General features: G+C 74.0%; 24 protein-coding genes. 12 read left to right on the forward strand and 12 right to left on the reverse strand.

From position 1 onward, the window contains the following. Nucleotides 1-142: 142 nt before the first annotated feature. Genes ACIRST_RS07355 through ACIRST_RS07365 form a run of 3 tightly spaced genes read right to left on the reverse strand, consistent with a single transcriptional unit; the run spans nt 143 to nt 1,732 of the window. Nucleotides 143-601, reverse strand: coding sequence for a DUF6113 family protein (locus ACIRST_RS07355; protein WP_396544593.1), 459 nt, complete (start codon nt 599-601; stop codon nt 143-145). Further along, nucleotides 598-1,506, reverse strand: coding sequence for an N-acetyl-1-D-myo-inositol-2-amino-2-deoxy-alpha-D-glucopyranoside deacetylase (mshB, locus tag ACIRST_RS07360; RefSeq protein ID WP_402800668.1), 909 nt, complete (start codon nt 1,504-1,506; stop codon nt 598-600). The genes ACIRST_RS07355 and mshB overlap by 4 nt, the downstream gene beginning before the upstream one ends. A gap of 31 nt (nt 1,507-1,537) precedes the next feature. After that, a complete protein-coding gene (locus ACIRST_RS07365; protein WP_350522158.1) occupies nt 1,538-1,732 on the reverse strand; it encodes a DUF2304 family protein in 195 nt (64 codons plus the stop codon). Between the two features lie 315 nt (nt 1,733-2,047). On the opposite strand from ACIRST_RS07365, the gene ACIRST_RS07370 reads away from it, so the two are divergent. The 4 genes from ACIRST_RS07370 to ACIRST_RS07385 all read left to right on the forward strand — a co-directional run bounded on the left by ACIRST_RS07370 (nt 2,048) and on the right by ACIRST_RS07385 (nt 7,364). Then, nucleotides 2,048-4,210, forward strand: coding sequence for an alpha/beta fold hydrolase (locus ACIRST_RS07370; RefSeq protein ID WP_402800669.1), 2,163 nt, complete (start codon nt 2,048-2,050; stop codon nt 4,208-4,210). 186 nt (nt 4,211-4,396) lie between these two features. Continuing rightward, nucleotides 4,397-5,380 (forward strand): ABC transporter ATP-binding protein, encoded by a 984-nt coding sequence (locus ACIRST_RS07375; RefSeq protein ID WP_350522156.1) that lies wholly within the window; start codon nt 4,397-4,399, stop codon nt 5,378-5,380. After that, nucleotides 5,377-6,099, forward strand: a complete 723-nt coding sequence (locus ACIRST_RS07380) for an ABC transporter permease (protein WP_350522155.1) — start codon at nt 5,377-5,379, stop codon at nt 6,097-6,099. Before ACIRST_RS07375 ends, ACIRST_RS07380 begins: the two co-directional genes overlap by 4 nt. 8 nt (nt 6,100-6,107) lie before the next feature. Then, nucleotides 6,108-7,364: a histidine kinase gene (locus ACIRST_RS07385; protein ID WP_350522154.1), complete on the forward strand. Its 1,257-nt coding sequence runs from the start codon at nt 6,108-6,110 to the stop codon at nt 7,362-7,364. Between the two features lie 22 nt (nt 7,365-7,386). Here ACIRST_RS07385 and ACIRST_RS07390 read toward each other — a convergent pair whose 3' ends face one another. Both ACIRST_RS07390 and ACIRST_RS07395 read right to left on the reverse strand, forming a co-directional pair. Next, entirely contained in the window at nt 7,387-8,796 is a 1,410-nt protein-coding gene (locus ACIRST_RS07390; protein ID WP_350522153.1) for an ATP-binding protein, read from the reverse strand. 2 nt (nt 8,797-8,798) lie between these two features. Next, a complete protein-coding gene (locus ACIRST_RS07395) occupies nt 8,799-9,464 on the reverse strand; it encodes a response regulator transcription factor (protein WP_350522152.1) in 666 nt (221 codons plus the stop codon). Between the two features lie 143 nt (nt 9,465-9,607). Between ACIRST_RS07395 and murJ the strand changes: the two genes are divergently transcribed. From murJ to ACIRST_RS07410, 3 genes are read left to right on the forward strand one after another with little or no spacing between them, the layout of a single operon-like run. Next, complete coding sequence (gene murJ / locus ACIRST_RS07400) at nt 9,608-11,332, forward strand: murein biosynthesis integral membrane protein MurJ (protein WP_402800673.1); 1,725 nt, start codon at nt 9,608-9,610, stop codon at nt 11,330-11,332. Continuing rightward, nucleotides 11,329-11,646 (forward strand): hypothetical protein, encoded by a 318-nt coding sequence (locus ACIRST_RS07405; RefSeq protein WP_350522150.1) that lies wholly within the window; start codon nt 11,329-11,331, stop codon nt 11,644-11,646. Before murJ ends, ACIRST_RS07405 begins: the two co-directional genes overlap by 4 nt. Nucleotides 11,647-11,660: 14 nt before the next feature. Continuing rightward, complete coding sequence (locus tag ACIRST_RS07410) at nt 11,661-12,011, forward strand: hypothetical protein (protein ID WP_396544575.1); 351 nt, start codon at nt 11,661-11,663, stop codon at nt 12,009-12,011. A gap of 46 nt (nt 12,012-12,057) precedes the next feature. Here ACIRST_RS07410 and ACIRST_RS07415 read toward each other — a convergent pair whose 3' ends face one another. Further along, a complete protein-coding gene (locus ACIRST_RS07415) occupies nt 12,058-12,558 on the reverse strand; it encodes a GNAT family N-acetyltransferase (protein ID WP_402800675.1) in 501 nt (166 codons plus the stop codon). Then, a complete protein-coding gene (locus ACIRST_RS07420; protein ID WP_350522147.1) occupies nt 12,552-13,508 on the reverse strand; it encodes a MerR family transcriptional regulator in 957 nt (318 codons plus the stop codon). Before ACIRST_RS07420 ends, ACIRST_RS07415 begins: the two co-directional genes overlap by 7 nt. Nucleotides 13,509-13,651: 143 nt before the next feature. Between ACIRST_RS07420 and ACIRST_RS07425 the strand changes: the two genes are divergently transcribed. Beyond that, the gene (locus tag ACIRST_RS07425) at nt 13,652-14,281 is read left to right on the forward strand and encodes a response regulator (protein ID WP_396544571.1); all 630 of its coding nucleotides are present in this window, start codon (nt 13,652-13,654) and stop codon (nt 14,279-14,281) included. Nucleotides 14,282-14,294: 13 nt separating this feature from the next. Here ACIRST_RS07425 and ACIRST_RS07430 read toward each other — a convergent pair whose 3' ends face one another. After that, nucleotides 14,295-15,167: a transglutaminase family protein gene (locus ACIRST_RS07430; RefSeq protein WP_402800678.1), complete on the reverse strand. Its 873-nt coding sequence runs from the start codon at nt 15,165-15,167 to the stop codon at nt 14,295-14,297. Between the two features lie 121 nt (nt 15,168-15,288). Beyond that, the gene (locus ACIRST_RS07435; protein ID WP_402800679.1) at nt 15,289-16,233 is read right to left on the reverse strand and encodes a GNAT family N-acetyltransferase; all 945 of its coding nucleotides are present in this window, start codon (nt 16,231-16,233) and stop codon (nt 15,289-15,291) included. 199 nt (nt 16,234-16,432) lie between these two features. Here ACIRST_RS07435 and fdxA point away from each other — a divergent pair, with 199 nt between their 5' ends. Continuing rightward, nucleotides 16,433-16,759: a ferredoxin gene (fdxA, locus tag ACIRST_RS07440; RefSeq protein ID WP_030061559.1), complete on the forward strand. Its 327-nt coding sequence runs from the start codon at nt 16,433-16,435 to the stop codon at nt 16,757-16,759. A gap of 20 nt (nt 16,760-16,779) precedes the next feature. Continuing rightward, entirely contained in the window at nt 16,780-17,928 is a 1,149-nt protein-coding gene (dapC, locus tag ACIRST_RS07445; protein WP_350522143.1) for a succinyldiaminopimelate transaminase, read from the forward strand. A gap of 130 nt (nt 17,929-18,058) precedes the next feature. Here the strand turns inward: dapC and ACIRST_RS07450 are convergent, their stop codons facing one another. Both ACIRST_RS07450 and ACIRST_RS07455 read right to left on the reverse strand, forming a co-directional pair. Beyond that, nucleotides 18,059-18,862: a hypothetical protein gene (locus ACIRST_RS07450; protein ID WP_350522142.1), complete on the reverse strand. Its 804-nt coding sequence runs from the start codon at nt 18,860-18,862 to the stop codon at nt 18,059-18,061. Between the two features lie 302 nt (nt 18,863-19,164). Next, on the reverse strand, nt 19,165-20,223 hold the full coding sequence (locus tag ACIRST_RS07455; protein ID WP_402800682.1) for a hypothetical protein: 1,059 nt from the start codon (nt 20,221-20,223) through the stop codon (nt 19,165-19,167). A 189-nt stretch (nt 20,224-20,412) separates the two neighbouring features. On the opposite strand from ACIRST_RS07455, the gene dapE reads away from it, so the two are divergent. Both dapE and ACIRST_RS07465 read left to right on the forward strand, forming a co-directional pair. Continuing rightward, entirely contained in the window at nt 20,413-21,489 is a 1,077-nt protein-coding gene (dapE, locus tag ACIRST_RS07460; protein WP_350522140.1) for a succinyl-diaminopimelate desuccinylase, read from the forward strand. A 112-nt stretch (nt 21,490-21,601) separates the two neighbouring features. Continuing rightward, nucleotides 21,602-22,411, forward strand: coding sequence for a TIGR00730 family Rossman fold protein (locus tag ACIRST_RS07465; protein ID WP_350522139.1), 810 nt, complete (start codon nt 21,602-21,604; stop codon nt 22,409-22,411). 63 nt (nt 22,412-22,474) lie between these two features. On the opposite strand, the gene folP is transcribed toward ACIRST_RS07465, so the two are convergent. Next, nucleotides 22,475-23,287, reverse strand: coding sequence for a dihydropteroate synthase (gene folP, locus ACIRST_RS07470; RefSeq protein WP_350522251.1), 813 nt, complete (start codon nt 23,285-23,287; stop codon nt 22,475-22,477). Nucleotides 23,288-23,455: the final 168 nt, after the last annotated feature.

Consider the following 23,455-nt stretch of genomic DNA (forward strand, 5'->3'; position numbering starts at 1 on the left):
CGGGACCACCATACTGGGAAGAACTGAGCGGTGAACGGGTTCGGACAGATCCTGATACGTCCGGTTCTTCCGGTATGAGAGTAAGGCCGCGTGCTCCTGACTGCGCGTCGTACGCGGTACCGTACGCCGCGCTCGGCCGTGGTCAGCGCGGGGGGCCGGGCACCCCGGGGAACCAGCTGGTGCGGGTGGGCAGGGTGGCGCAGATCACGCCCAGCACCGAGCCGGCGAACAGCCAGGCCAGCGAGGTGGCGTTGGACCACAGCACGTTGTCGCCCTCCGGCCGGGGCACGATCAGCAGCAGCATCGCCAGGAACCAGCCGGCCGCGGGCGCGGCCGCGCCGAGCCGGGTGCCGGTGACCCGCAGGCCGCCGTAGAAGGTCGCGGCGGTCGCGGCGAGGGCCAGCAGGACCCCCACGGGCGGCCACAGGGCCTGCACAAAGGATCCGCAGACCGACACGGCGATGCCCAGCAGGAAGAACAGGACATAGGCCGCGATCCGGGCGGCGCGCGGGGGTTGAGGCTCGGCCAGGCGCTCCTCGCGGGTGCCGAGCACCGCCGCGGGGATGGAGCGGCGCGGCGGCCGCGGTGCGGGCTTGCTCATCGCGCGTCCTCCTCGGCACCCGCGGCCGTGTCGTCGAGGCCCGCGAACAGGTCGTCCTCCGGCTCGCCCGGACCGGCCTGGCCGCGCACCAACTGGTAGTACTCGGTGGCGAGCAGGGGCTGGCCGAGGTCGTTGGACAGCGCGAAGAAGGCGCCGTCCACGGTGATCTGGGTGGTGTGCGCGGCCATCGCGGTCGCCTTGCGGCCGGCGTACGCGGCGCCGTCCAGTGCCGTGGTGACCGCCTCGTCGGCGACCACGCCGGGGACGTCGGACGGCCGGGCGACGCCCGGGAAGGCCGCCTTGGCGGCGGTCTCGGCGAGCCCGGCCTCGATCACCGAGCGCGGCATCCGGTTCCAGTACACCTTGGCGATCCGCCAGGCCGGGCCCAGCTCGGGGCGGTGGGCCGGGTCGGCGGCCAGCTCGTACGCGCGCATCGCGACCCGGTGCGCCTGGATGTGGTCCGGGTGGCCGTAGCCGCCGTTCTCGTCGTACGTGACCAGCACCTGCGGCCGCACCTCGCGGATCACCGCGACCAGGTGGCCGGCCGCCTCGTCCACGTCCGCCCGCCAGAAGCAGCCGGGCACGTCGTTGTCGGCCACGCCCATCATTCCGGAGTCGCGGTAGCGCCCCGGGCCGCCGAGGAAGCGGTGGTCGGTGACGCCCAGGGCGCGCATCGCCTCGGTCAGCTCGCCGATCCGGTACGCGCCGAGGGTGTCCTCCCGATCGGCCGTCAGATGGGCGAGCTCCGGGGGGATCACCTCGCCGCCCTCGCCGAGGGTGCAGGTCACCAGCGTGACCCGGGCGCCCTCGGCGGCGTACCGGGCCATCGTGGCGCCGTTGCCGATCGACTCGTCGTCGGGGTGCGCGTGCACCAGGAGGAGTCGGCGGCCGGTAGTCGCGGTCATGGGAGGAAGCCTAACCACCGGCCGGGTGGGGTCAGAGCCTCAGGCCGTTGATCATGCCGGCGAGGTTGGTGGTGACCTGGCTGATCGACGGGGCGATCGAGCTGGAGGCCAGGTAGAAGCCGAGCAGCGCGCAGACGATGGCGTGCGCCAGCTTCAGGCCGGAGCGGCGGATCAGCACCACCACGATGACCAGCATCAGCACGGCTGCGGAGATGTTCATGGCCATGTCGGCTCACAACCCCTTCTCGGGCGCGCCACCCCCTGGGGAGGGCGGCGGTGGGACGGTGCGGAACTGGGGCCGCGGGCGACCGGGGCCCGGGACGGGGCCGACGATCACTCGCCTGACCAGTCATACCCGATGGGTAAGGGGAGCATTACATTCAGTGAGTCCCCGCGCGCCGGGGCATTGCGGCACTCACGGGGCGCACGGGCCGGTCGGAGGGGGTGTGGCACTCTTCGGGGCGTACTTCGCGACGATGCTCCGAACGAGTGATCACCAGCCTCCCGACAGCGGCAGTTCGGCGTCGTAGGGTCTGGTGCCATGACCTCCCACACCCCTGCGGACACCTTCCCCCGGCAGTACGCGCGGACCCTGCGCTACACCGTCGGCGCGCCCCGCTCCTTCTCCGTCGCACCGGACGGCTCGCGGGTCCTCTTCCTCCGCTCGCCCTCCGGCGGCGAACGGGCCAACCTGCTCTGGACCCTCGACACCGCCACCGGCGAGGAGCGGATCGCCGCGGACCCGGCGGTCCTGCTCGGCGGCGGCGAGGAGGACCTCTCGCCGGCCGAGAAGGCCCGCCGCGAGCGCAGCCGCGAAGGCTCGGCCGGCATCGTCGGCTACGCCCTGGACGCGGCCGGCTCGCTGGCCGCCTTCGCCCTCTCGGGACGCCTGTTCACCGCCGACCTGGTGGCCGGCACCACCGCCGAACTGCCCGCCCGGGGGCCGCTTCTGGACCCGCGCCCGTCGCCCGACGGCAGCCACGTCGCGTACGCCAACACCGCCGGCGAGCTGCGGCTGTCCCGGACCGACGGCAGCGGCGACCGGGTGCTCGCCGAGCCGGACGGCCCGAACGTCACCTGGGGCCAGGCCGAGTTCATCGCCCAGGAGGAGATGGATCGCGACCGCGGCTTCTGGTGGTCCCCCGAGAGCGACCGGCTGCTCGTCGAACGCGCCGACGACAGCCCGGTGCGCCGCTGGTGGATCGCCGACCCGGCCAACCCGGACCGCGAGCCCGCCGAGGTCGCCTACCCGGCGGCCGGCACCCCGAACGCCGAGGTCGGCCTCTGGGTGCTCGACCTGCACGGCGGGCGCACCGAGGTGGTCTGGGACCGCGCCGCCTTCCCGTACCTCGGCCGGGTGCACTGGTCGAAGGGCGGCGTGCCGCTGCTGCAGGTGCAGTCCCGCGACCAGCGCAGCCAGCGCATCCTCGGCCTGGACGTGGCCACCGGCGCCACCGAGGTGTTGCACGAGGAGAAGGACGAGGCCTGGCTGGAGCTGTTCCCGGGCGTCCCGGCGTGGACCCCGGACGGGAAGCTGGTGCGGATCTCGGACGAGGGGGGAAGCCGCACGCTGGTGGTCGGCGACCGGGCCGTCACCGGGGCCGACCTGCACGTCAGGTCCGTCATCGCCGTCACCGAGGACGAGGTGTTCTTCAGCGCCTCCGGCGGCGCCGCCGAGACCGACCCCGAGCCCGGCTGGATCGCCGTCGGCCGGATCAGCCACGACGGCACGCGGCTCGGCTGGGAGTCGGCCAACGGCCGGCCGTTCACCTCCGTCGGCAACGCCGTGCACGGCGGCGGGGTCACCGTGCGGGTCACCGCCGAGCCTGACCTGCCCGGCACCCTGGTGCAGGTCGCCCGCGACCTGCCCGAGGGCGTGGTGGTCGACGACATCGCCACCATCGCCTCGTACGCCGAGACCCCGGTCATCACCGCCCGCCCGGTGTTCCGCTTCGCCGGCGAGCGCCGCATCCCGGCCGCCGTCTTCCTGCCCACCGGCTACGACCGCGAGCGCGACGGCCTGCTGCCCGTCCTGATGGACCCGTACGGCGGCCCGCACGGCCAGCGTGTCGTCCAGGCGCACAACCCGCACCTCAACTCGCAGTGGTTCGCCGACCAGGGCTTCGCGGTGGTCGTCGCCGACGGCCGCGGCACTCCCGGGCGCGGCCCGGCCTGGGAGAAGTCGATCGCCTTCGACTTCGCCGGGGCGACCCTGGACGACCAGGTGGAGGCGCTGCAGGCGCTCGCCGCGGAGTTCCCGCTGGACCTCGACCGGGTCGCCGTCCGCGGCTGGTCGTACGGCGGCTACCTCGCCGCGCTCGCCGTGCTGCGCCGCCCGGACGTCTTCCACGCGGCGGTGTCCGGCGCGCCGGTGACCGACTGGGCGCTGTACGACACCCACTACACCGAGCGCTACCTGGGCGATCCGGCCGAGCGGCCCGAGGTGTACGCCGCCAACTCGCTGAGCGGGTACGCGGCCGGGCTGGAGCGCCCGCTGATGATCATCCACGGGCTGGCGGACGACAACGTGGTGGCCGCGCACACCCTGCGGCTCTCCTCGGCGCTGCTCGCCGCCGGCCGCCCGCACACCGTGCTGCCGCTGTCCGGCGTCACGCACATGACCCCGCAGGAGGAGGTCGCGGAGAACCTGCTGCTGCTCCAGGTCGACTTCGTGAAGCGCTCGCTGGGGATGCAGGGCTCCTGACCGGCGCGACCGACGGCCGGTACCCCCACCGCCCCACCGGGCTGACACGGGTACCGGCCGTCGGCATGACATCCGTCATGTCGAAGGCACGACGGCGGACACTGACGCCGGCCCCCGCCCGCGCGGGACTCTGAGGTGGTGCGAACAGCAACGGACACGACACCACCAGGGAAGAGGAGCCGGGCGATGGACACCGAGGCGGTGGCCGCCTTCCGCGGCGTGGGCAAGAGCTACGGGCGGGTGCGCGCCGTGGACGGGCTGGACCTCGTGCTGCGGCCGGGGGAGACCGTCGCCCTGCTGGGCCCGAACGGCGCCGGCAAGTCCACCAGCCTCGACCTGCTGCTCGGACTGCGCGAGCCCGACCAGGGCGGGGTGACGCTGTTCGGCGGCACCCCGCGGGCGGCGATCGAGGCCGGCCGGGTCGGCGCGATGCTGCAGAGCGGCGGGCTGATGTCCGACGTCAAGGTGCGCGAGCTGGTGCGGCTCGCCTGCGACGTGCACCCGCGCGGCCGGTCGGTGCCGGAGGTGCTGGCCGACGCCGGGATCACCGAGCTGGCGGAGCGCCGGGTCGACAAGCTGTCCGGCGGCCAGGAGCAGCGGGTCCGCTTCGCCCTGGCGATCGCCGGCGACAACGACCTGATCGTGCTGGACGAGCCCACCACGGGCATGGACGTCAGCGTCCGGCAGTCGTTCTGGGCGAGCATGCGGGCGCAGGCCGACGCCGGGCGCACGGTGCTGTTCGCCACCCACTACCTGGAGGAGGCCGACTCGATCGCCGACCGCGTCCTGGTGCTGCACCGGGGCCGGCTGATCGCCGACGGCAGCTCCGCGGAGATCAAGGCGCGGGCCGGGGCCCGCCGGATCGCGTTCGAACTCCACGACGCGGACGGCCGGTTCGAGGACGCCGTGCTGCGCGCCCTGCCGGGTGTGCAGTCGCTGGACGTCACCGCGAGGGTCCCGGGGGTGCGGACGGTGCGGATCCGCACCGCGGACGCCGACGCGAGCGTCGCCGGGCTCTACCGGGCGGGCCTGTACCCGCGCGGGCTGGAGGTCACCGGCCTGGGCCTGGAGCAGGCCTTCCTGACCATCACCGGCGAGCTGGACCGGGACGACGCCCGGTCGGACGACGCCGCCCCGCAGAACGACGCCGCCCTGGAGAGTGCGCGATGACCACCCTGATCCGGCTGGAGATCCTGCGGACCCTCCGCAACCGGCGCTACCTGTTCTTCACCGTGGCCTACCCGGCGCTGATGTACGTCTTCTTCATCCACGCGTACGGCGCCGCCGACCAGGCCGGCGGACTGCCGGTGAAGACCTACTTCATGGTCTCGATGGCCACCTTCGGCGCGGTCGGCGCGGTGCTCACCGGCAACGCGCAGCGGATCTCGCTGGAGCGCAAGACCGGCTGGACGCGCCAGCTGCGGCTGACGGCGCTGCCGGGCCGGGCGTACACCCTCGGCAAGATCGCGGCGAGCGCGGTGACCACGCTGCCGGCGATCCTGGTGGTCTTCGCGGTCGGCGCCGGCCAGGGCGTCTCGCTGGGCGCGGCGCAGTGGATCGGGCTGGCGGCCGCGCTGTGGCTGGGCAGCTTCGTCTTCGCGGCGCTCGGGGTGGCGCTCGGCTACGCGGCGGCGCCGGACTCGGTGCAGCCGATCGTGATGATCACCTACATGGCGATGGCGCTGCTCGGCGGCACCTGGTTCCCGGTGAGCGGCTCGCTGGAGAAGTTCGCCCGCTTCAATCCGGTGTTCCTGTACAACAAGCTGGCCACCTTCACCCAGCCCGGGCACTCCCTGGACACCGTCGCGGCCGTCGGGCTGGCCGGCTTCCTGGTGGTGTTCGTCGTGGCCGCGACGGCCCTGTACCGCCGTGACACCCGCCAGGCATGATGATCCACATGAGCGACACGCGTCAGGCCGACCACTCCGACGAGCAGCGGGGGGAGGGCCCGGCGCGTGCGTCGTTCATGAACGTCCCCGGATCCCCGGTGGAGACCAGGCGGCAGCTGCTGGTCAAGGTCGCCTGGATGCTGCTGTGGCTGACGTACCTGGCCTACCCGGTGAGCCGCCTGCTGAACGGCGAGCACAGCACGGGCGCCCAGGTGTTCGGCTGGATCAGCCTGGCGTTCTTCGTGGGCAGCTACGTCCTGCTGGTGATCTTCCGCTCGACCCCGGGGATGTGGCCGCGGGCCTGCCGGGTGATCGTCGCACTGATGGTGGCGCTCGCGATCGCGTCCTCCGTCGTGCTCGGCGAGACCTTCCTGCCCCTCTTCATCTACACCTCGGTGTGCGTCGCGATCATCTCGCCGGCGCAGTACGCGCTGCGCGCCCTGGCCGCCATGTCCGGGCTCGTCGTCGCGGTCGGCCTGCTGATCCACGCCGGAATGGACAGCATCGCGACCTTCGCCCTCAGCGCCTTCCTCTCCGGCGCCGCGATGACCGGCCTGCAGCGGCTCGTCGCCACCATGAAGGAGCTGCGCGAGGCCCGCGCCGCCGTCGCGCACCTGGCCGCCTCCGAGGAGCGGCTGCGGCTCGCCCGCGACCTGCACGACCTGCTCGGGCACTCGCTCTCGCTGATCACCCTGAAGAGCGAGCTGGCCGGGCGGTTCATGGACGCCGGCAAGGACGAGGCGGCGCGGGCGCAGGTCGCCGACATCGAGCAGGTCGCCCGGCAGTCGCTGATCGACGTCCGGGAGGCGGTCACCGGCTTCCGCCGTCCGACCCTGCCGGTCGAACTCGCCGCCGCCCGTACCGCGCTGGCCGCCGCCCAGGTCCGGCTGGAGGTCGCGCCGGAGCTGGTGGACAGCTGGCCGGGACTGGCCACCGAGGAGGCGGGCGCGCTGGCCTGGGCGCTGCGCGAGGCCGTCACCAACATCGTCCGGCACGGCGAGGACGCCACCGTCTGCACGGTGACGGCGGACGAGAGCTGGGCGGGCGACGGCGAGCGCTACGCCGTCCTGGAGATCGCCGACGACGGGCGCGGGCCGGGCAAGTCCCAGGCCGGGAACGGCCTGTCCGGGCTGGAGGAGCGACTGGCACTGGTCGGCGGGCGGCTGGAGACCGGACCGGCGGAGCGGGGCAGGGGCTTCCGGCTGCGGGCCTCGGTGCCGCTGCGGACGGTGTCCGTCGTGCCCGGAGCCACGGGGCCCGAGTAGCCGGCCCGGCCGACCGAGCCGGTCAGGCGGACGGCAGCTCCAGCACGAAGCGGGCGCCGCGCGGCGCGTGGGCGACGCGCAGGCTGCCGCCGTGCCGGGTGGCGACGTCCGCCGCGATGGCCAGGCCCAGGCCGCTGCCGCCGGCGTCCCGGCTGCGGGCCTCGTCGAGCCGGGTGAACGGTTCGAAGATCCGCTCGCGGTCCTCCGGCGGCACGCCCGGGCCGTCGTCCCGGACCTCCACGACGCAGCCGTACGCGGTCTGCCGCGCGGACATCACCACCTCGGTCGCCGCGTGCCGCTTGGCGTTGTCCAGCAGGTTGCGCACCAGCCGGTGCAGCCGGATCCGGCTGCCGCGCACCAGGACCGCCTCGGGCGTGTCCACCTGCAGGACGAGCCGGGTGTGGAGGGCCGGGCGGTACTGGTCGGCGAGTTCGCGCAGCACGGCGGACAGGTCGACGGTGGCGAGCTGGCCGGCCGCCGCCGGGTGCGTGCCCCGGGCCAGGAACAGCAGGTCCTCGGTGAGCTGCTGGAGCCGCTCGACCGAGGTCAGCGCCTCCTGGGTGGCGGCCGGCCAGTCGGTGCGTTCGGGGTGGGCCAGCGAGACTTCGAGGTTGGTGCGCAGCGCCGCGATCGGGCTGCGCAGCTCGTGCGAGGCGTCCGCGACGAAGCGCTGCTGCTGGGCGGCCGAGCGTTCCAGCCGGTCCAGTGTGGCGTTGGTGGTCCGGGCCATCCGGGTGATCTCGTCGCCGGAGGGCGGCACCGGGACGCGGCGGTCCAGTCGGTGTTCGCCGATCTCGGCCAGCTCGGCGCGGATCGCGTCCACCGGGCGCAGCGCCCGGCGGGTCGCCACCCAGGCCGTCAGCGCGACCAGCAGCGCCGCGACGGGCACGCCGGCCCGGAGCACCGGGTCGATGGTGCGCAGCGAGGCCTCGGCGACGAACGGCGTGGCCAGCACGTAGACCGTGTAGGGGTTGGTCCCCGCCCGCGGCTGGTAGCCGTCCTTCTCCAGCAGCGGGCTCCAGGCGCCCATCGCGACGAAGGTGCGTCCCGAGTAGCGGTTGGCGGCGGCCGTGCCGACGGGGCCGATGGTGATCCGCTGGACCGTCTGCCAGTCGTCCGGCGCCAGGTGCGGCACCAGCGTCGGCATCGGGCCGACCAGGTGCTGGGTGGTCAGCGGGCCTCCCATGGTGACCAGTTGGCCGTCGTTGCCCAGCACCAGGTACGGCAGCTGTGCCTTGTCCTTCAGCTGCTGGCCGTACTTGAAGTTGTTGCTGATCTCCCGGGCCTGCGACTTGGCCTCCGACTCGGCGGCCTGCAGCTGGGCGTCGTACATGTGGTCGCGCAGCCACCAGGCGCCGCCGCCGAGCAGCAGCAGGGCCGCGAGACCGGCCGCCAGCGAGGTGCGCAGGCGGGTGGAGAGGCGGCTGAGCACGGTCAGGCCTCCAGTCGGTAACCGGCGCCGCGCACGGTGGTGATCGAGCGGACGCCGAACGGGGAGTCCACCTTGCGGCGCAGCATGCTGACGTACACCTCGACGATGGACTCCTCGCCGTCGAAGGCGATGTCCCACACCTCGTCGACGATCCGGCGCTTGGACAGCACCTCGCCGGGGTGCTCGGCCAGGCAGCGCAGCACGGCGAACTCGCGCTCGGTGAGGGTGATCTCGGCGCTGCCGCGGCCGCAGCGGCGGCCCGCCGGGTCCAGCCACAGGTCGCCCACCCGCAGCAGCGGGCCGGGGGTCTGGCTGCGGCGGATCAGGGCGCGCAGGCGGGCCAGGAAGACCATGTACGAGAACGGCTTGGTGAGGTAGTCGTCGGCGCCGGTGTCCAGGCCCTCAGCCTCGTCGTACTCGCCGTCCTTGGCGGTCAGCATCAGGATCGGGGTGGTCACGCCCTCGGCGCGCAGCGCCTCGCACACCTTGTAGCCGTTCAGGCCGGGAAGCATGATGTCGAGCACGATCGCCCGGTAGGCGTGCCGCCGGGCCAGCCGCAGGCCGGTGAGGCCGTCCGGGGCGAGGTCGACGGTGTAGCCCTCGGCCTCCAGGCCGCGCCGGACGGCCGCGGCGACCTGGGGGTCGTCCTCCACCATCAGAATTTCCATGCGGATCAGGATGCCACCGGCGCCGGATCCGCTCCTTAAGCGGTCTTCAGCTTTCTCAGCTTCGCTTCAGGGCACTTGACGCATGCTCTCGCCGTTCTCGCCGGCCTGTTCGGGCCGGTGCCCGGAGCGAGAGGAGCTGGCGGATGACCGTTCTCCAGGAGGCCGTCGGGGCCCGTGAGCTCGGGCACGCCCGTGAGCCCGGGCAGGGGGTGGAGCCGAGGTCCGCCGGGGAGCACCCGGCCCCGGGCTGGCCGGCCCTGCCTGCTCCGTCGGCCAGGCCCGTTTCGTCGGCCCCGGCCGTTCCGCCGGCCCGGCCCGTCCCGTCCGCCCGGCACCGCAAGCCGCGGCGCACCGTGCCGCCGAGCCTGGTGATGGCGGTGGGGACGGTGGTGTCCCGGGCGACCGGCTTCGTCCGCTCGGCGGTGCTGGTGGCCGTCCTGGGCTCGGGGGTGCTCGCGGACGGCTACAACGTGGCGAACACGGTGCCCAACATCCTGTTCGTGCTGCTGATCGGCGGCGCGCTGAACACCGCGCTGGTGCCCCACCTGGTGCGCGCCGCCAAGGAGTCGGCGGACGGCGGGGCGGCGCACGTCAACCGGCTGGTGACGGTGCTGGTGGCCGCGCTGCTGGTGCTGACGGCCGTGGTGGTGCCCGCCGCGCCGCTCGTCGTCCGGGCGTACACCTCGTACGGCGACGCGCAGTTGGACCGCACGGTGCTGCTGGCGTACCTGTGCCTGCCGCAGGTGTTCTTCTACGGCCTGTTCACGGTGCTGGGCCAACTCCTCAACGCCCGGCAGCGGTTCGCGCCGATGGCGTGGGCGCCCGTGCTCAACAACCTGGTCGTGATCGGGGTGTTCGGTGCGTACGTCGGACAGCGGTCCTTCTCCGCCGCCGACCTGACGGTGCTGGGCGCCGGGACGACGGCGGGCGTGGTGGTGCAGAGCCTGGTGCTGCTGCCCTGCCTGCGGGCCGCCGGGGTGCGGCTGCGGCCGCGCTGGGACTGGCGGCAGGCCGGGCTCGGCGAGCCGCTGCGGGCCGCCGGGTGGACGCTGCTGCTGGTGCTCAGCGACCAGGTGGGCTACTGGGTGGTGACCCGGCTCTCCACGCTCGCCGGCTCGCAGGCCGCCGCCGCCGGTCTCCCGGGCGTCGGGTACACGGCCTACAGCAGCGCGTACCTGCTGTGGATCGTGCCGCACGGCGTGATCACGGTGTCCGTGGTGACCGCCGCCGTCCCCGCGCTCAGCGCGGCCGCCGACACCCCGCGCGCCGTCCGCGGGATTCTCTCCCGGACCGTCCGCACGATCGGGGTGGTGACCGTCCCGGCGGCCTGTGCGCTGGCCGTCCTCGCGCCGCAGCTGTGCGCCCTCGCCTTCGGCCACGGCCGGACCGGCTCCGCCGACGTCCAGGCCATCGCGGGCATGCTGGCCGCCTTCGCCCCCGGCCTGGTCCTCTATTCGGCCGCGTACGCGCTCACCCGCACCTTCTACGCGCTCGGCGACAGCCGCACGCCCTTCCTGCTCAACCTCCTGCCCGTCGCCGCCACCGTGCTCGGCGCCCTGCTCTGCCACCGGCTGCTGCCGCTGCGCTGGGTCGTCACCGGGATGGCCGGCTGCTACGGCGGTTCCTTCCTGCTCACCTGCGTGGCGGCCCAGCTGCTGCTGCGCCGGCGTCTCGGCCCGCTGCGCGTGCTGGGCGCCCACCTCAAGCTGCTCGCCGCTGCCCTCCCGGCCGCGGCCGCCGCCTGGTGGACCGCCCGCTACGGCCTGCTGCCCGCCGGCGCCGCCCTCGCCGTCGTCTACCTGCTCCTCGCCCACCTCCTCCGTGTCGAAGAACTGTCCGCCCTCACCACGCGATTGCGCCGCCGATGAACCAGCTCCCCGCCGACGTCCGCCACACCCTCGACGTCCTCCTGCCCGACGGCCACCCGCTGCGCGCCCAGGTCCCGTACCTGCGCATCCGGGCCCGCTGCGCCTGCGGCTGCACCGTCCACTTCACCGGCCCCGACCCGGCGGCCCGTCCGGAGATCGCGGCCGAGACGGACCTCGGCGAGGACGGCGAGGTCCTCCTCTTCGCCGAGGACGGGCGGCTCTCCCGGCTGGAGGTCTGCTCCTGGACCGACCCCAAGCTCACCTTGGCCGACGCCGCCCGTTTCCTGCGCGGGGAACCCGGCGAGGCGGCCTGATCGTCCTACCGGGCATGCCCACCGTCCTCGTTCTCGGTTTCGACCCGCACAGCGTCCCCGGCATGGACGGCGACGCCGTGCGGGCCGTCCTCGACGCCGAACTCGCCCGCTTCGCCGATCACGGCATCGATGCCGCGATGACCCTGGTCGCCCCCGACGCGACCGCCGAGCCCGCGATCGTCGCGGCGCTCGACGGGCACGGGTGGGACGTCGTCGTCATCGGCGGCGGCATCCGCAAGCCCGAGCCGGCCCTCCCGTTCTTCGAACTCGTCGTCAACCTCGTCCGCCGCCACGCGCCTGGGTCCGCCATCGCCTTCAACACCAGCGGCGCGGACAGCGTCGAGGCCGCCCTGCGCTGGCTCTGACCGGTCCCGGTCCCGGTCCCGTTCCCGGGCAGCCCGGCCGCTCCGGTCAGTGCGCCGGGATCAGGTCGTCCAGGTCGCGGCGGTAGGCGAGGGCCGGGAGGCCGCCGAGCAGGTACCGGTGTCCGAACCGGAAGCCGTTGCGGACGAGCACGGCCTGCGAGGCGGCGTTGTCGACGGAGGTGCCCGCCGTCAGGGAGCGCAGGCCGTAGGGGCCGGCCGCGAGTCGGCAGACCTCGGCGACCGCGGCGGAGGCGATCCCCCGGCCGGCGGCGGCTTCGGCGACCCGGTAGCCGAGTTCGGCGGTGCCGTCGGCGATGTCGACCAGGTTGACGCGGCCGACGAGCGCGCCGTCCGCGTCCCGGATCACGTGGAACCGGCAGGTGCCCGCGCCCTGTTCGGCGAGCAGCGCGGCGTGCCGGCTCGGGAAGTCGGCGAAGTAGTCGTCCCCACGGTCGGGGACGCTGCGGGCGAAGTACGCGCGGTTGGTGCGTTCGAAGGCCAGCAGGGCTTCGGCGTGGTCCGGGTGGAGGGGTTCCAGGCTCAGCATCCCGACAGTCTGGCCCGCAGGGCCTCGCCGAACCACTCGAACACCTCCCGCAGGCTCTCCGGGGCGGGCCAGCCGTTGACGGTCGCCAGCAGGTGCCAGTAGCGCTCGGCGCGCGGGTCGTCGGCGATCCCGAGGCGGTCGAGCAGCCACCGCCGGAGGTCGGCGTCGTCGGGGCGGCCGAAGGCCTCGGCGTAGGCGGCGGTGAGGGAGTCGACGACGGGGTCGGCGGCGGGGGAGGCGGGGGCGATGCCGTCCGCCAGGGCCGTGCCCACCGAGGACCGTACGGTCGCGGTGAGTTCGGTGTGCAGGCCGCCGCGGTCCCCGTCCGCCCGCTCCGCGGCCTGGCGCTCGGCCATCCGGCGCACCGCTGCGCGGAAGTCCGGGTCCTGGACGAGTTCGCCCAGCTCGACCCAGGCCTCGACCTGCTCCGGCCGCGGTTCGTCCGGCAGTTCGGGCATGGCGGAGCGCATCATGGCGACGAACTCGGGGTTGGCGTCGAGGCCGCCGAAGGCCTCGTCGATGAAGTCGTGGACGAGGCGCCGGCGTTCGGCGTCGGAGAGTGCGGCGAGCTTGTGCATGAGTTTCATCTCCTCTGGGGTGGAGTCACGTTGGGCGACCGCGAGCAGCACCGCCCGGCGCAGCCGCAGGGTGCGGATCTGCACCTGGAGCGCCTCGGCGTGCGCGGCGGCGACCTCGTGCAGCGGGGTCTCCCGCTCCAGCACCCGGCGGATCGCGGGCAGGTCGAGGCCGAGCTCGCGCAGGGTGCGGACGAGGTCCAGCCGGGCGAGCGCGTGGACGTCGTAGCGCCGGTAGCCGGCGGAGGTGCGGTCGGTGGGCGGCACGAGGCCGGTGTCGGCGTAGAACCGGATGGTCTTGACCGTGAGCCCGGTGCGCCGGGCGAGGTCGCCGATCGAGTACCGGATGCCGTCGTCCGGGGAGCTGCCGTCCATGGGCACCACTGTGGACTCTCCCCCTACCGGAGACTCAAGTCCGTTGGCAGCCCGCCCTGCTCGGCCCGTCTGCCCGCTCGGGCCGCCTGCCCCCCGGCCGCCTGCCCGCCCGGCGCTCCGGCCCGCCCCCTAAGGTCATGGCCATGGACGACACTGAGAACGGGGCCTCGATCCGCGTACTGCTGGCCGAGGACCAGGGGATGGTCCGGGAGGCCCTGGCCGCGCTGCTGGGCCTCGAAGGGGACATCGACGTCGTCGCGCAGGTCGGGCGCGGTGACGAGGTGGTGGCGGCGGTGCTGGCGAACGACGTGCGGGTCGCCGTGCTGGACATCGAGATGCCGGGGATGACGGGCATCGAGGCGGCCGCCGAGCTGCGCCGGCAGGCGCCGCACACCAAGGTGGTCATCGCGACCACCTTCGGCCGCCCCGGCTACCTGCGCCGGGCGATGGAGTCGGGCGCCGACGCGTTCCTGGTGAAGGACGCGCCGGCCGCCGAGCTGGCCGAGGCGATCCGCCGGGTGCTGCGCGGCGAGCGGGTGATCGACCCGGCGCTGGCGGCGGCCGCGCTGGCGGAGGGCGCCAACCCGCTGACCCCGCGCGAGCGGGACGTCCTGGGCGCGGCCGCCGACGGCGCGGTGAACGCGGACATCGCCAGGCGGCTGCACCTGTCCGAGGGCACGGTGCGCAACTACCTGTCGATGGCGATCCAGAAGACCGAGGCCCGCAACCGCACCGAGGCGGTCCGGATCGCCCGCGAGAAGGGCTGGCTGTAGCTCCGGCCGGAGCTCAGTTCAGCCGGTGCCGGGCCGCCCGCGCCTCCTGCCGGACCTTGGCGGCGCCGTCCGGGTCGAAGGCGTCCAGGATCTGCGCGTACGCGTCCATCTCCGCCGAGCCGCCGAGGAAGTCCCCGGTGCGGACGAGGAGTTCGGCCCGCTCCAGCCGGAGCTGGGCGGGGTGGCGGGGCAGCAGCAGGGCGAGTTCGGTGGCCCAGAGCTGGGTGCGGGCCTGCTCGGGGCGGTCGGAGGCCCAGACGCGGATGTTGCCGAGCACGCGCAGCACGATGTCCAGGGGCTGGGCCGGAGTGAGCAGGTCGGGAGTGAACTCGTGCCCGGCGGCGGCGACCAGGTCCTCGACGTCCCCGGGGTCGAGCAGCCGCCCGCCGTGGAACGGGTCGGCCAGGACGTAGTCGCCGCCGTCGGCCGGCCCGCCGACGGCGACCACGAAGTGGCCGGGCAGCGCGATGCCGTGGACGGTGAGCCCGGCCCGCCGCCCGACCGCCATCCACACCAGCGAGAGCATGATCGGCAGCCCGCGCCGCCGCCGCAGCACCTCCGGCAGCAGGGAGGACTCCAGCCGTCGGTAGTCCGCCTGCCGCCCGTGGAACCGCTCCCGCCCGCCGAGGACGGCCGCGAGCAGGGCGGCGGTCTCCTCGGGCCCGGCGGGCGCGCGCTCGGCGACGGCCAGCCGGACGGCGGCCGCGTGCCGGTCCAGCGCGGCCTCGCAGGCGGCGAGCAGGGCGTCCACGCCCGGCGGCTCGCCGGGATCGCCCGGGTCGAGCGCCGGCCGGTGCTCGGCGGCGGCGAGCAGGCAGAGCAGCACCGGGTCGGGCTGCTCGGAGCGGGCGGCGGTCCGGAAGCGGTCTCTGCTCTGCTCGGTCACGGTGACGGCGACGGCTTTCGTACGGCGGACGGACAAGGCGACGGACGGGCAAGGCGACGGACGGACAAGACGACCGGCGGACGGGGCGGGGGACAGACAAGCCGACGGATCGGCCCGAGCGCTACCCCTGGGGAAGGAGGGCGTAGTGGTAAGTGTGACTGGTCGTGAAGCCGAGTCCGTCATAGAGCGCGATCGCCCCCGCGTTCTCCGCCTCGACCTGCAGGTACCCGCCGGTCGCGCCCTCCTCGGCGGCCCGCGAGGCGAGCACCGCCATGACCGCCGTCGCCAGCCCGGCCCGCCGCGCGTACGGCTGCACCTCGATCGCGCCGAAGCAGGCCCAGGCCCCTTCGATGACACAGCGTCCGATCGCCAGCGGCGGCTGCCCGGGCGCTCCCGGCACGGTGGCGAACCAGACCGACGGCCCGCCGTGCAGCACCCGCCGCGCCGCCTCCTCGACCTCCCGGTCGTCGCCGACCCGCCGGTACAGCGACAGCCACGCCTCGTCGGCCGTCCGGGACAGCCGCACCCGGTCCTGCCCGCCGCCGGCCCGCGCGAGCCCGGCCAGCGGGCTGGTGCGGACCAGGGTCGGCGCGTACCCGGCGCCCAGCCGGTCGAGTTCCGTCCGCAGCTCCTCCGGCGACCCGGGGGTGATCACCTCGATGTAGGAGGGAAGCCCGCGCTCGGCGTACCAGGCCCGGACGGCGGCCAGGGCCTCCGGCAGCGGCAGCCCCGGGTCCCCGAGGGCCTGGACGGAGTTGGCCCGCCGGGTGAACCCGGCCGAGGCGCGCAGCGTCCACTCGCCGAGCGGCTCCTGTTCGACGGCCGGCCAGCCGCGCCCCGCGATCCGCTGCAGCTCGACCGGCGCGGCGACCGGCAGCGGGGCGCGCCGGACGGGAAACGGCGGCACGACCTTGCCCGCGACCAGCAGTTTCTCCGGCAAGAAGACCGGATCCCCCGAGCGCGGCACGACCGTCAACCCATGATCGTCCCACGATGTGAGCACGCCGATCGAATCCCGGAACACCGGACGGTCGTCCACGAACTCGGCGAGGCGTCGGACGGACACGCGTCGTCCCACGTCAGAGCGATCTATCCGGACCTCCGGACGGCTGTCGACCGGGTTGCCCGTCGCCATGTGGCCACCTCCTGTGCATTTGCGGTCTCCGACCCGCGATACTAGGGGCGGGCATCGACGACGCCGCGCTCACCGCGCACGCGAGCAGAACAGAACGGGCCACCAGGCCCTTCCGAGGAGGAACGACAGCGTGACCTACGTCATCGCGCAGCCTTGTGTCGACGTGAAGGACAAGGCGTGCATCGAAGAGTGCCCGGTTGACTGCATCTACGAGGGCGAGCGATCGCTCTACATCCACCCGGATGAGTGTGTCGACTGTGGCGCTTGCGAGCCGGTCTGCCCGGTCGAGGCGATCTTCTACGAGGACGACACTCCGGAGGAGTGGAAGGACTACTACAAGGCGAACGTCGAGTTCTTCGACGACCTGGGTTCGCCCGGTGGTGCCTCGAAGCTGGGCCTGATCGAGCGTGACCACCCGTTCATCGCCGCTCTGCCGCCGCAGAACGCCGACCACTGACGATCGGTGGCAACGAAGCTGTGAGCAACGACAGCACGCGCGCGCCGTTCCCGGGCCACCCGGGGGCGGCGCGCCGCGTTTCCGACCTCCTGCCGGTCTTCCCCTGGGACAAGCTGGAGCCGTACAAGACCACCGCCCTGGCGCACCCGGGCGGCCTCTGCGACTTCTCGGTCGGCACCCCGGTGGACCCGGTCCCCGAGCTGATCCAGAAGGCGCTGGCCGCGCACACCGACACGCCCGGCTACCCGACCGTCTGGGGGCCGCTGGAGCTGCGCGAGGCGATCGCCGGCTGGCTGCACCGCCGCCTCGGCGCCGGGATCGGCCCGCAGGCCGTCCTGCCGACCGTCGGCTCCAAGGAGCTGGTGGCCTGGCTGCCGACCCAGCTGGGCCTCGGCCCCGGCGACCAGGTCGCCTACCCGCGCCTGGCCTACCCCACGTACGAGGTGGGCGCGCGGCTGTGCGGCGCCGAGCCCGTCGAGTACGACTCGGTGGACGAGCTGGACGGCTCCCGGGTGCGCCTGCTCTGGGTGAACTCGCCGTCCAACCCGACCGGCCGGGTGCTGGGCGCGGACGAGCTGCGCCGCGCCGTCGAGTGGGCCCGCGAGCACCGGGCGCTGCTGGTCAGCGACGAGTGCTACCTGGAGCTGGGCTGGGAGGCCGACCCGGTCTCCGTCCTGCACCCGGAGGTGTGCGGCGGCGACCACGAGGGACTGCTGGCCGTCCACTCCCTCTCCAAGCGCTCCAACCTGGCCGGTTACCGCGCCTCCTTCGTCGCGGGCGACCCGGTGGTGGTCAAGGAGCTGCTGGAGGTGCGCAAGCACGGCGGCATGATCGTGCCCGCGCCGGTCCAGGCCGCGACGGTCGCCGCGCTCGCGGACGACGCGCACGTGGCCGAGCAGCGCGAGCGGTACGCGGCCCGGCGCTCGGCGCTGCGGGCGGCGCTGGAGGCCTACGGCTTCCGGATCGAGCACTCCGAGGCGAGCCTCTACCTGTGGGCGACCCAGGACCGCCCGTGCTGGGAGACCGTGGCCGAGCTGGCGCAGCTGGGCATCCTGGTGGCGCCCGGCGACTTCTACGGTCCGGCCGGCGAGCGCTTCGTCCGGGTCGCGTTCACCGCGACCGACGAGCGGGTCGCCGCGGCCGTGGAGCGGCTGAACGCGGCGCGCTGAGCGCACGCAGCACGCAGCACGCACGCGCGAAGGGCCGGTGTTCCTCCTCGGAACACCGGCCCTTCGGCATCGGGACCACCGCACGCGGGCTACCGCGTCCGGGCACCGCGTCCTGACTACAGCGTCCGGACTACAGCGGCAGGCCGCTGATGCTGCCGCCGTTCACACCGTTCAGCAGCCCGCCCAGCGGGCCGAGCGCGCCGGTGAGGCCGGACAGCGGGTTGTTCGGGCCGAGGTCGGCGCCGCCGAGGCGGTTGGCCGAACCGTGCTCGGCCAGGCCCAGGACGTCGGCGCCCGGGAGGTCGGCCGGCAGGGCGTGCTGCACCGAGCCGAGCGGCAGCGCGCGCTCCACCGAGCCCAGCGGCAGCGCGTCGGTGACGGCGTTGGTGCCGGGGACGGCCCCGGAGAGCTTGCCGGCGCCCGGCAGGGCCTGCGCGACGGAGCCCGCCTGGGAGAGTCCGCCGACCGGGCCGGCGCCGGCGTCGGCGCTGCGGGTGGCCGCGCTCCTGCCCGTGACGGCCTCGCCGAGCTTGCCGGCCAGGGCCGAGGCGACCTTCGGGGTGACGGCGGAGAGCTGGCCGGTGGTGGCGGCGGTCTGGTCGACCGGCGCGGTCAGCGAACTGGCCTTCTCGTTCGCCTCGGGGAGCTGCTGGGCGACGATGTTGCCGGCGGCGTCGGCGGAGGCCGGTACGCCCGCGGCGACGGTGGCCGCACCGGTGGTGCCGGCGGCCTGGCCCAGCTGGTGGGTGGTGTGCTGCAGGGTGGAACCGGTGTCGGTGTTGGTCAGCTGGCCCAGCGGTGCCGCGAGGTCACTCTTGGGCAGCAGGGCGTCCCCGCCCAGGGCGGACGCGGAGCCGGCCGCGACCAGCGGGGTCGCTCCGGCCGCCACGACGAGCGCGGCCTGGGCGATCCGGCGCGTGAGGGGGTGAGACATGGGGCTCCTCGAAGGGGTCTGGGTCCGTCCCGTCCGCCCCTGGGACCGGGCGTGGACGACCGGGCGGACGAGGTTGTTACCGCTTGAGAAGCCAGAAGGTTTCGGTCGCTGCAAGGAAAGGTCCTGACCGACCATCGGATCGTACGACCGCAGTGGAGACGACGTCCGGGTCCCGCCGGAGGCCGTGGAACCGGCCCGGCCAAGGGGAGTGACGGTTCTCCGGCCGGGGGAGCGGAACGCGCCGCCGGTCCACCGGGGTTGACCGGAATCACCCGTCCGGCGGCAACCCGTACGTCTGTGCGTCAGCCCTTGTCGGGTGCCGCCATGGTGACCTGGACGAGCTTGGTCGAGGTGCCCGACGGCTGCGGCTGCCAGCCGTCCTCCGACTTGCTCTTGCGCCAGATCTTCCCGTCGTAGGCGACCGTCGCGATGCCCAGCTGCTGGGCCTGGGCGACCGCCCAGTGGGCCACCTCCCAGCCGCTCGCCCGCTCGGCGCTCACCCCGCCGTCGGCGCCGGCGTCCGCGGAGGAGGTCAGCGCGGCGGTGGCCGGGTCCGGGGTCAGCGCCACCGCGTTCTCGGCGCCCTTGATGGTGGAGGCGTACCCGGTGGCCGGGGTGACGGTGCGGCCGAACTCCCGACGCACCCGGTCGGACAGCACCTGGGCCCGGTCCGGCGCCGCGGCCGGGGTGGCGGAGGCGGTGGCGGTCGGGGAGGAGGAGTCACCCGGGTCCGGCTTGGCGTAGTCGTGCACGATGCAGGAGAACGAGGCGGGCTCGCGGCCGGCCAGCGCCGAGGTGAGCAGGGTCGCCTTGGTCTCGTGCTTGGCGTAGGCCTGCGGGTAGCCGCTCTTCTGCACCGCCTGCGCGGCGTCGGTCAGCGGCAGCCGGGTGTAGCCCGGGACCTTGACCAGGCCGTCCAGGAACTTGTTCGTCGCGTACACCGGGTCCGCGATCTGCTCCGGGGTGCCCCAGCCCATCGAGGGCCGCTGCTGGAAGAGGCCGATCGAGTCCCGGTCGCCGCCCGCGAGGTTGCGCAGCTTCGACTCCTGCATGGCGGTCGCCAGCGAGATCGCGGTCGCCCGGTCCGGCAGCCCGCGCGAGCGCGCCACCGCGGCGATCGTCGCGGCGTTGGCGGCCTGCGGCAGCTCCAGGGTGCCGTTGCCGGCCGCGGTCTTCACCGTGCAGCCCTCGGACTCGCCCGGCTTGAAGCCGAACCACCAGATGCCGACCACGGCCAGGCCCGCGACCAGCGCGAGGCCCAGCAGTCCGACGATCACCAACAGCAGCGCGCGCAGCGGCCCGCGGCGGCGGGCGGGCGCCGTCTCGTCGCCCAGCTCCTCGCTGCTCCTCTTCCTGGCCACCGTCGCCCCTCTCGCGCCTGCTCCTTGATCCGACACCGTACCCACTCGGACGGATGTGCGGCGCCCCCCGGTTGCCGAACCGAGTCCCATCCGTGTCACAGAACGTGTCTCCCCGGTGTCGCGGAGGCGTCGCACCGGTGTCACGGGGCGACCACGCAGCGCGCACGGGGCGCGGACTAGGCTGGCGCCATGAGCAGCCCGAACCCGACGCCCCTGGACCTCACCCTCGACGGCGGCACGCTGACCGCCCGGCTCGTCGACTTCCCGTCGGTGAGCGGCGACGAGCAGGCGCTCGCCGACGCCGTGGAGGCCGCCCTGCGCGGCTACCCGCACCTCACCGTGGACCGGTACGGCAACAACGTGGTCGCGCGGACGAACCTGGGCCGGGCCGAGCGCGTCGTCCTGGCCGGCCACCTGGACACCGTGCCGATCGCCGACAACCTGCCCTCGTACGTCGAGGGCGACCTGCTCTACGGCTGCGGCACCTCGGACATGAAGTCCGGCGTGGCCGTCCAGCTGCGGCTCGCCGCCACCCTGCCCGAGCCCAACCGCGACCTCACCTTCGTGTTCTACGACTGCGAGGAGGTGGAGGCCCACCGCAACGGCCTCGGCCACCTCGCCAAGGACCGTCCGGAGTGGCTGGCCGCGGACTTCGCGGTGCTGATGGAGCCCAGCGGCGCCATGGTCGAGGGCGGCTGCCAGGGCACCCTGCGGGCGCAGATCCGGCTCACCGGCGTGCGCGCCCACGCGGCCCGCAGCTGGCTCGGCGACAACGCCATCCACCGCGCCGCCGAGGTGCTCACCCGGCTCGCGCAGTACCAGCCGCGCCGGGTGGAGATCGACGGCCTGGAGTACCGCGAGGGCCTGAACGCGGTCCGGATCGACGGCGGCGTGGCCGGCAACGTCATCCCGGACGAGTGCGTCGTCACGGTCAACTTCCGCTACGCGCCGGACCGCAGCGAGGCGGACGCGGAGAAGCACGTGCGCGAGGTCTTCGACGGCTTCGAGCTGACCGTCACCGACTTCGCCCCGGGCGCCCTGCCCGGCCTCTCCCAGCCGGCCGCGCAGGCCTTCCTGGCGGCCACCGGCGGCCAGGCCCGGGCCAAGTTCGGCTGGACGGACGTCGCCCGGTTCAGCGCGCTGGGCGTCCCGGCGGTCAACTACGGCCCCGGCGACCCGAACCTCGCGCACAAGCGGGAGGAGCACTGCTCGCTGAGCGCCATCGCGGAGACCGAGGAGTGCCTGCGCGCCTGGCTGACCGACTGAGCCCCGTTCCCGGGCAGCCGATCCGATCAACGGTCGAACGCCATCTTCCGGTTGCCCAACCGACCTTCCCCCGTTGCCTGAAAACGGGGGAAGGCGGGCGTAGGGTTTCGTCATGACAGGCACAGGAGACGAAAAGCAGTACGGACACGGCCCCGAGCAGGTCGGCGTGCCGCGGAAGAAGAAGGCCTGGCCCGAGAAGCAGAAGGGCCCGGTGCTGGTGCGCCGGGACCAGGTCGGCACGAGCACCACGGACCAGCGCCTGCTGGACACCACCGGGCCGACCGACTGGCTGCACACCGACCCGTGGCGGGTGCTGCGGATCACCTCCGAGTTCGTCGAGGGCTTCGGCGCCCTCGCCGAACTCCCGCCCGCGATCAGCGTCTTCGGCTCCGCCCGGACCCCGGCGGACTCGCCCGAGTACGAGGCCGGCATGGCCATCGGCCGGGCCCTCGCCGAGGCCGGCTACGCGGTGATCACCGGTGGCGGCCCGGGCGCGATGGAGGCCGCCAACCGCGGCGCCTCCGAGGCCGGCGGCCTCAGCGTCGGGCTCGGCATCGAGCTGCCCTTCGAGCAGGGCCTCAACGAGTTCGTCGACCTCGGGCTGAACTTCCGTTACTTCTTCGTCCGCAAGACGATGTTCGTGAAGTACGCGCAGGGCTTCGTGGTCCTGCCCGGCGGCCTCGGCACCCTGGACGAGCTGTTCGAGGCGCTCACCCTGGTGCAGACGAAGAAGGTCACCCGCTTCCCGGTGATCCTCTACGGCACCGCGTACTGGGGCGGCCTCTTCGAGTGGCTGAAGAACACCCTGGTCGCGCAGGGCAAGGCGGCCCCGCACGACCTGGAGCTGTTCCACATCACCGACGAGGTCGACGAGGTCATGAAGATCCTCGCCGACGCCCGCCGGCCCGTGAACGAGATCTGACGGGATCCGGCGCGAGCGGGCCCGCGAGCGAGCCGAAGGGGCGCCGCCGAGTCCCCTGGGGCCCTACGCCAGCCCCCGGCGGGCGACCGCCGGGGGGCGGGTGCCCCGGATCGAGGCGACCATGTCCAGCACCTGGCGGGTCTCCGCGACCTGGTGCACCCGGTAGACCTGCGCGCCCAGCCAGGCCGAGACCGCCGTCGTCGCCAGCGTGCCGAGCAGCCGCTCGTCCACCGGCTTGTCCAGGGTCTCGCCGACGAAGTCCTTGTTGGACAGCGAGACCAGCACCGGGAAGCCGGTCGCGGTCATCTCCGGCAGCCGCCGGGTGGCCTCCAGCGAGTGCCGGGTGTTCTTGCCGAAGTCGTGCCCCGGGTCGATGATCACCGCGTCGCGCCGCACGCCCAGCTCCACGGCGCGCTCGGCCAGCCCCACGGTCACCCGCAGGATGTCCGCCATCACGTCCTCGTACCCGGCCCGGTGCGGACGGGTGCGCGGCTCGGCGCCGCCCGCGTGGGTGCAGACCAGTCCGACGTCGTGGCGGGCGGCCACCTCGGCGAGCTTCGGGTCGACCCCGCCCCAGGCGTCGTTCAGCAGGTCGGCGCCCACCTCGCAGACCGCCTCGCCGACCTCGTGCCGCCAGGTGTCCACGCTGATCACCGCGTCGGGGTGGCGCTTGCGCAGCTCGGCCACGAAGGGCACGGTGCGCCGCAGCTCCTCCTCGACCGTGACCTCGTCGCCCGGCCCGGCCTTGACCCCGCCGATGTCCAGGATCGCCGCACCCTCGGCCATCGCCCGGTCGGCGGCCGCGAACGCGGCCTCGTCGGCGAAGGTCGCGCCCTTGTCGAAGAACGAGTCCGGCGTCCGGTTGACGATCGCCATGATCACCAGTTCGTCGTCACCGAATTCCCGCGGTCCCAGGCGCAGTGCCACCGATGTCTCCTCCAGAGCTCCTGCGGGTGCGATGATGGCCCCCGGCCTCACTAAGGGACCATGCTGTCATGATCAGTCTGGTTCCCTGGCACCTCGACGAAGGCCGACCGGGAGTTC

The organism is Kitasatospora sp. NPDC101447 (assembly GCF_044767225.1).
GTDB lineage: Bacteria > Actinomycetota > Actinomycetes > Streptomycetales > Streptomycetaceae > Kitasatospora.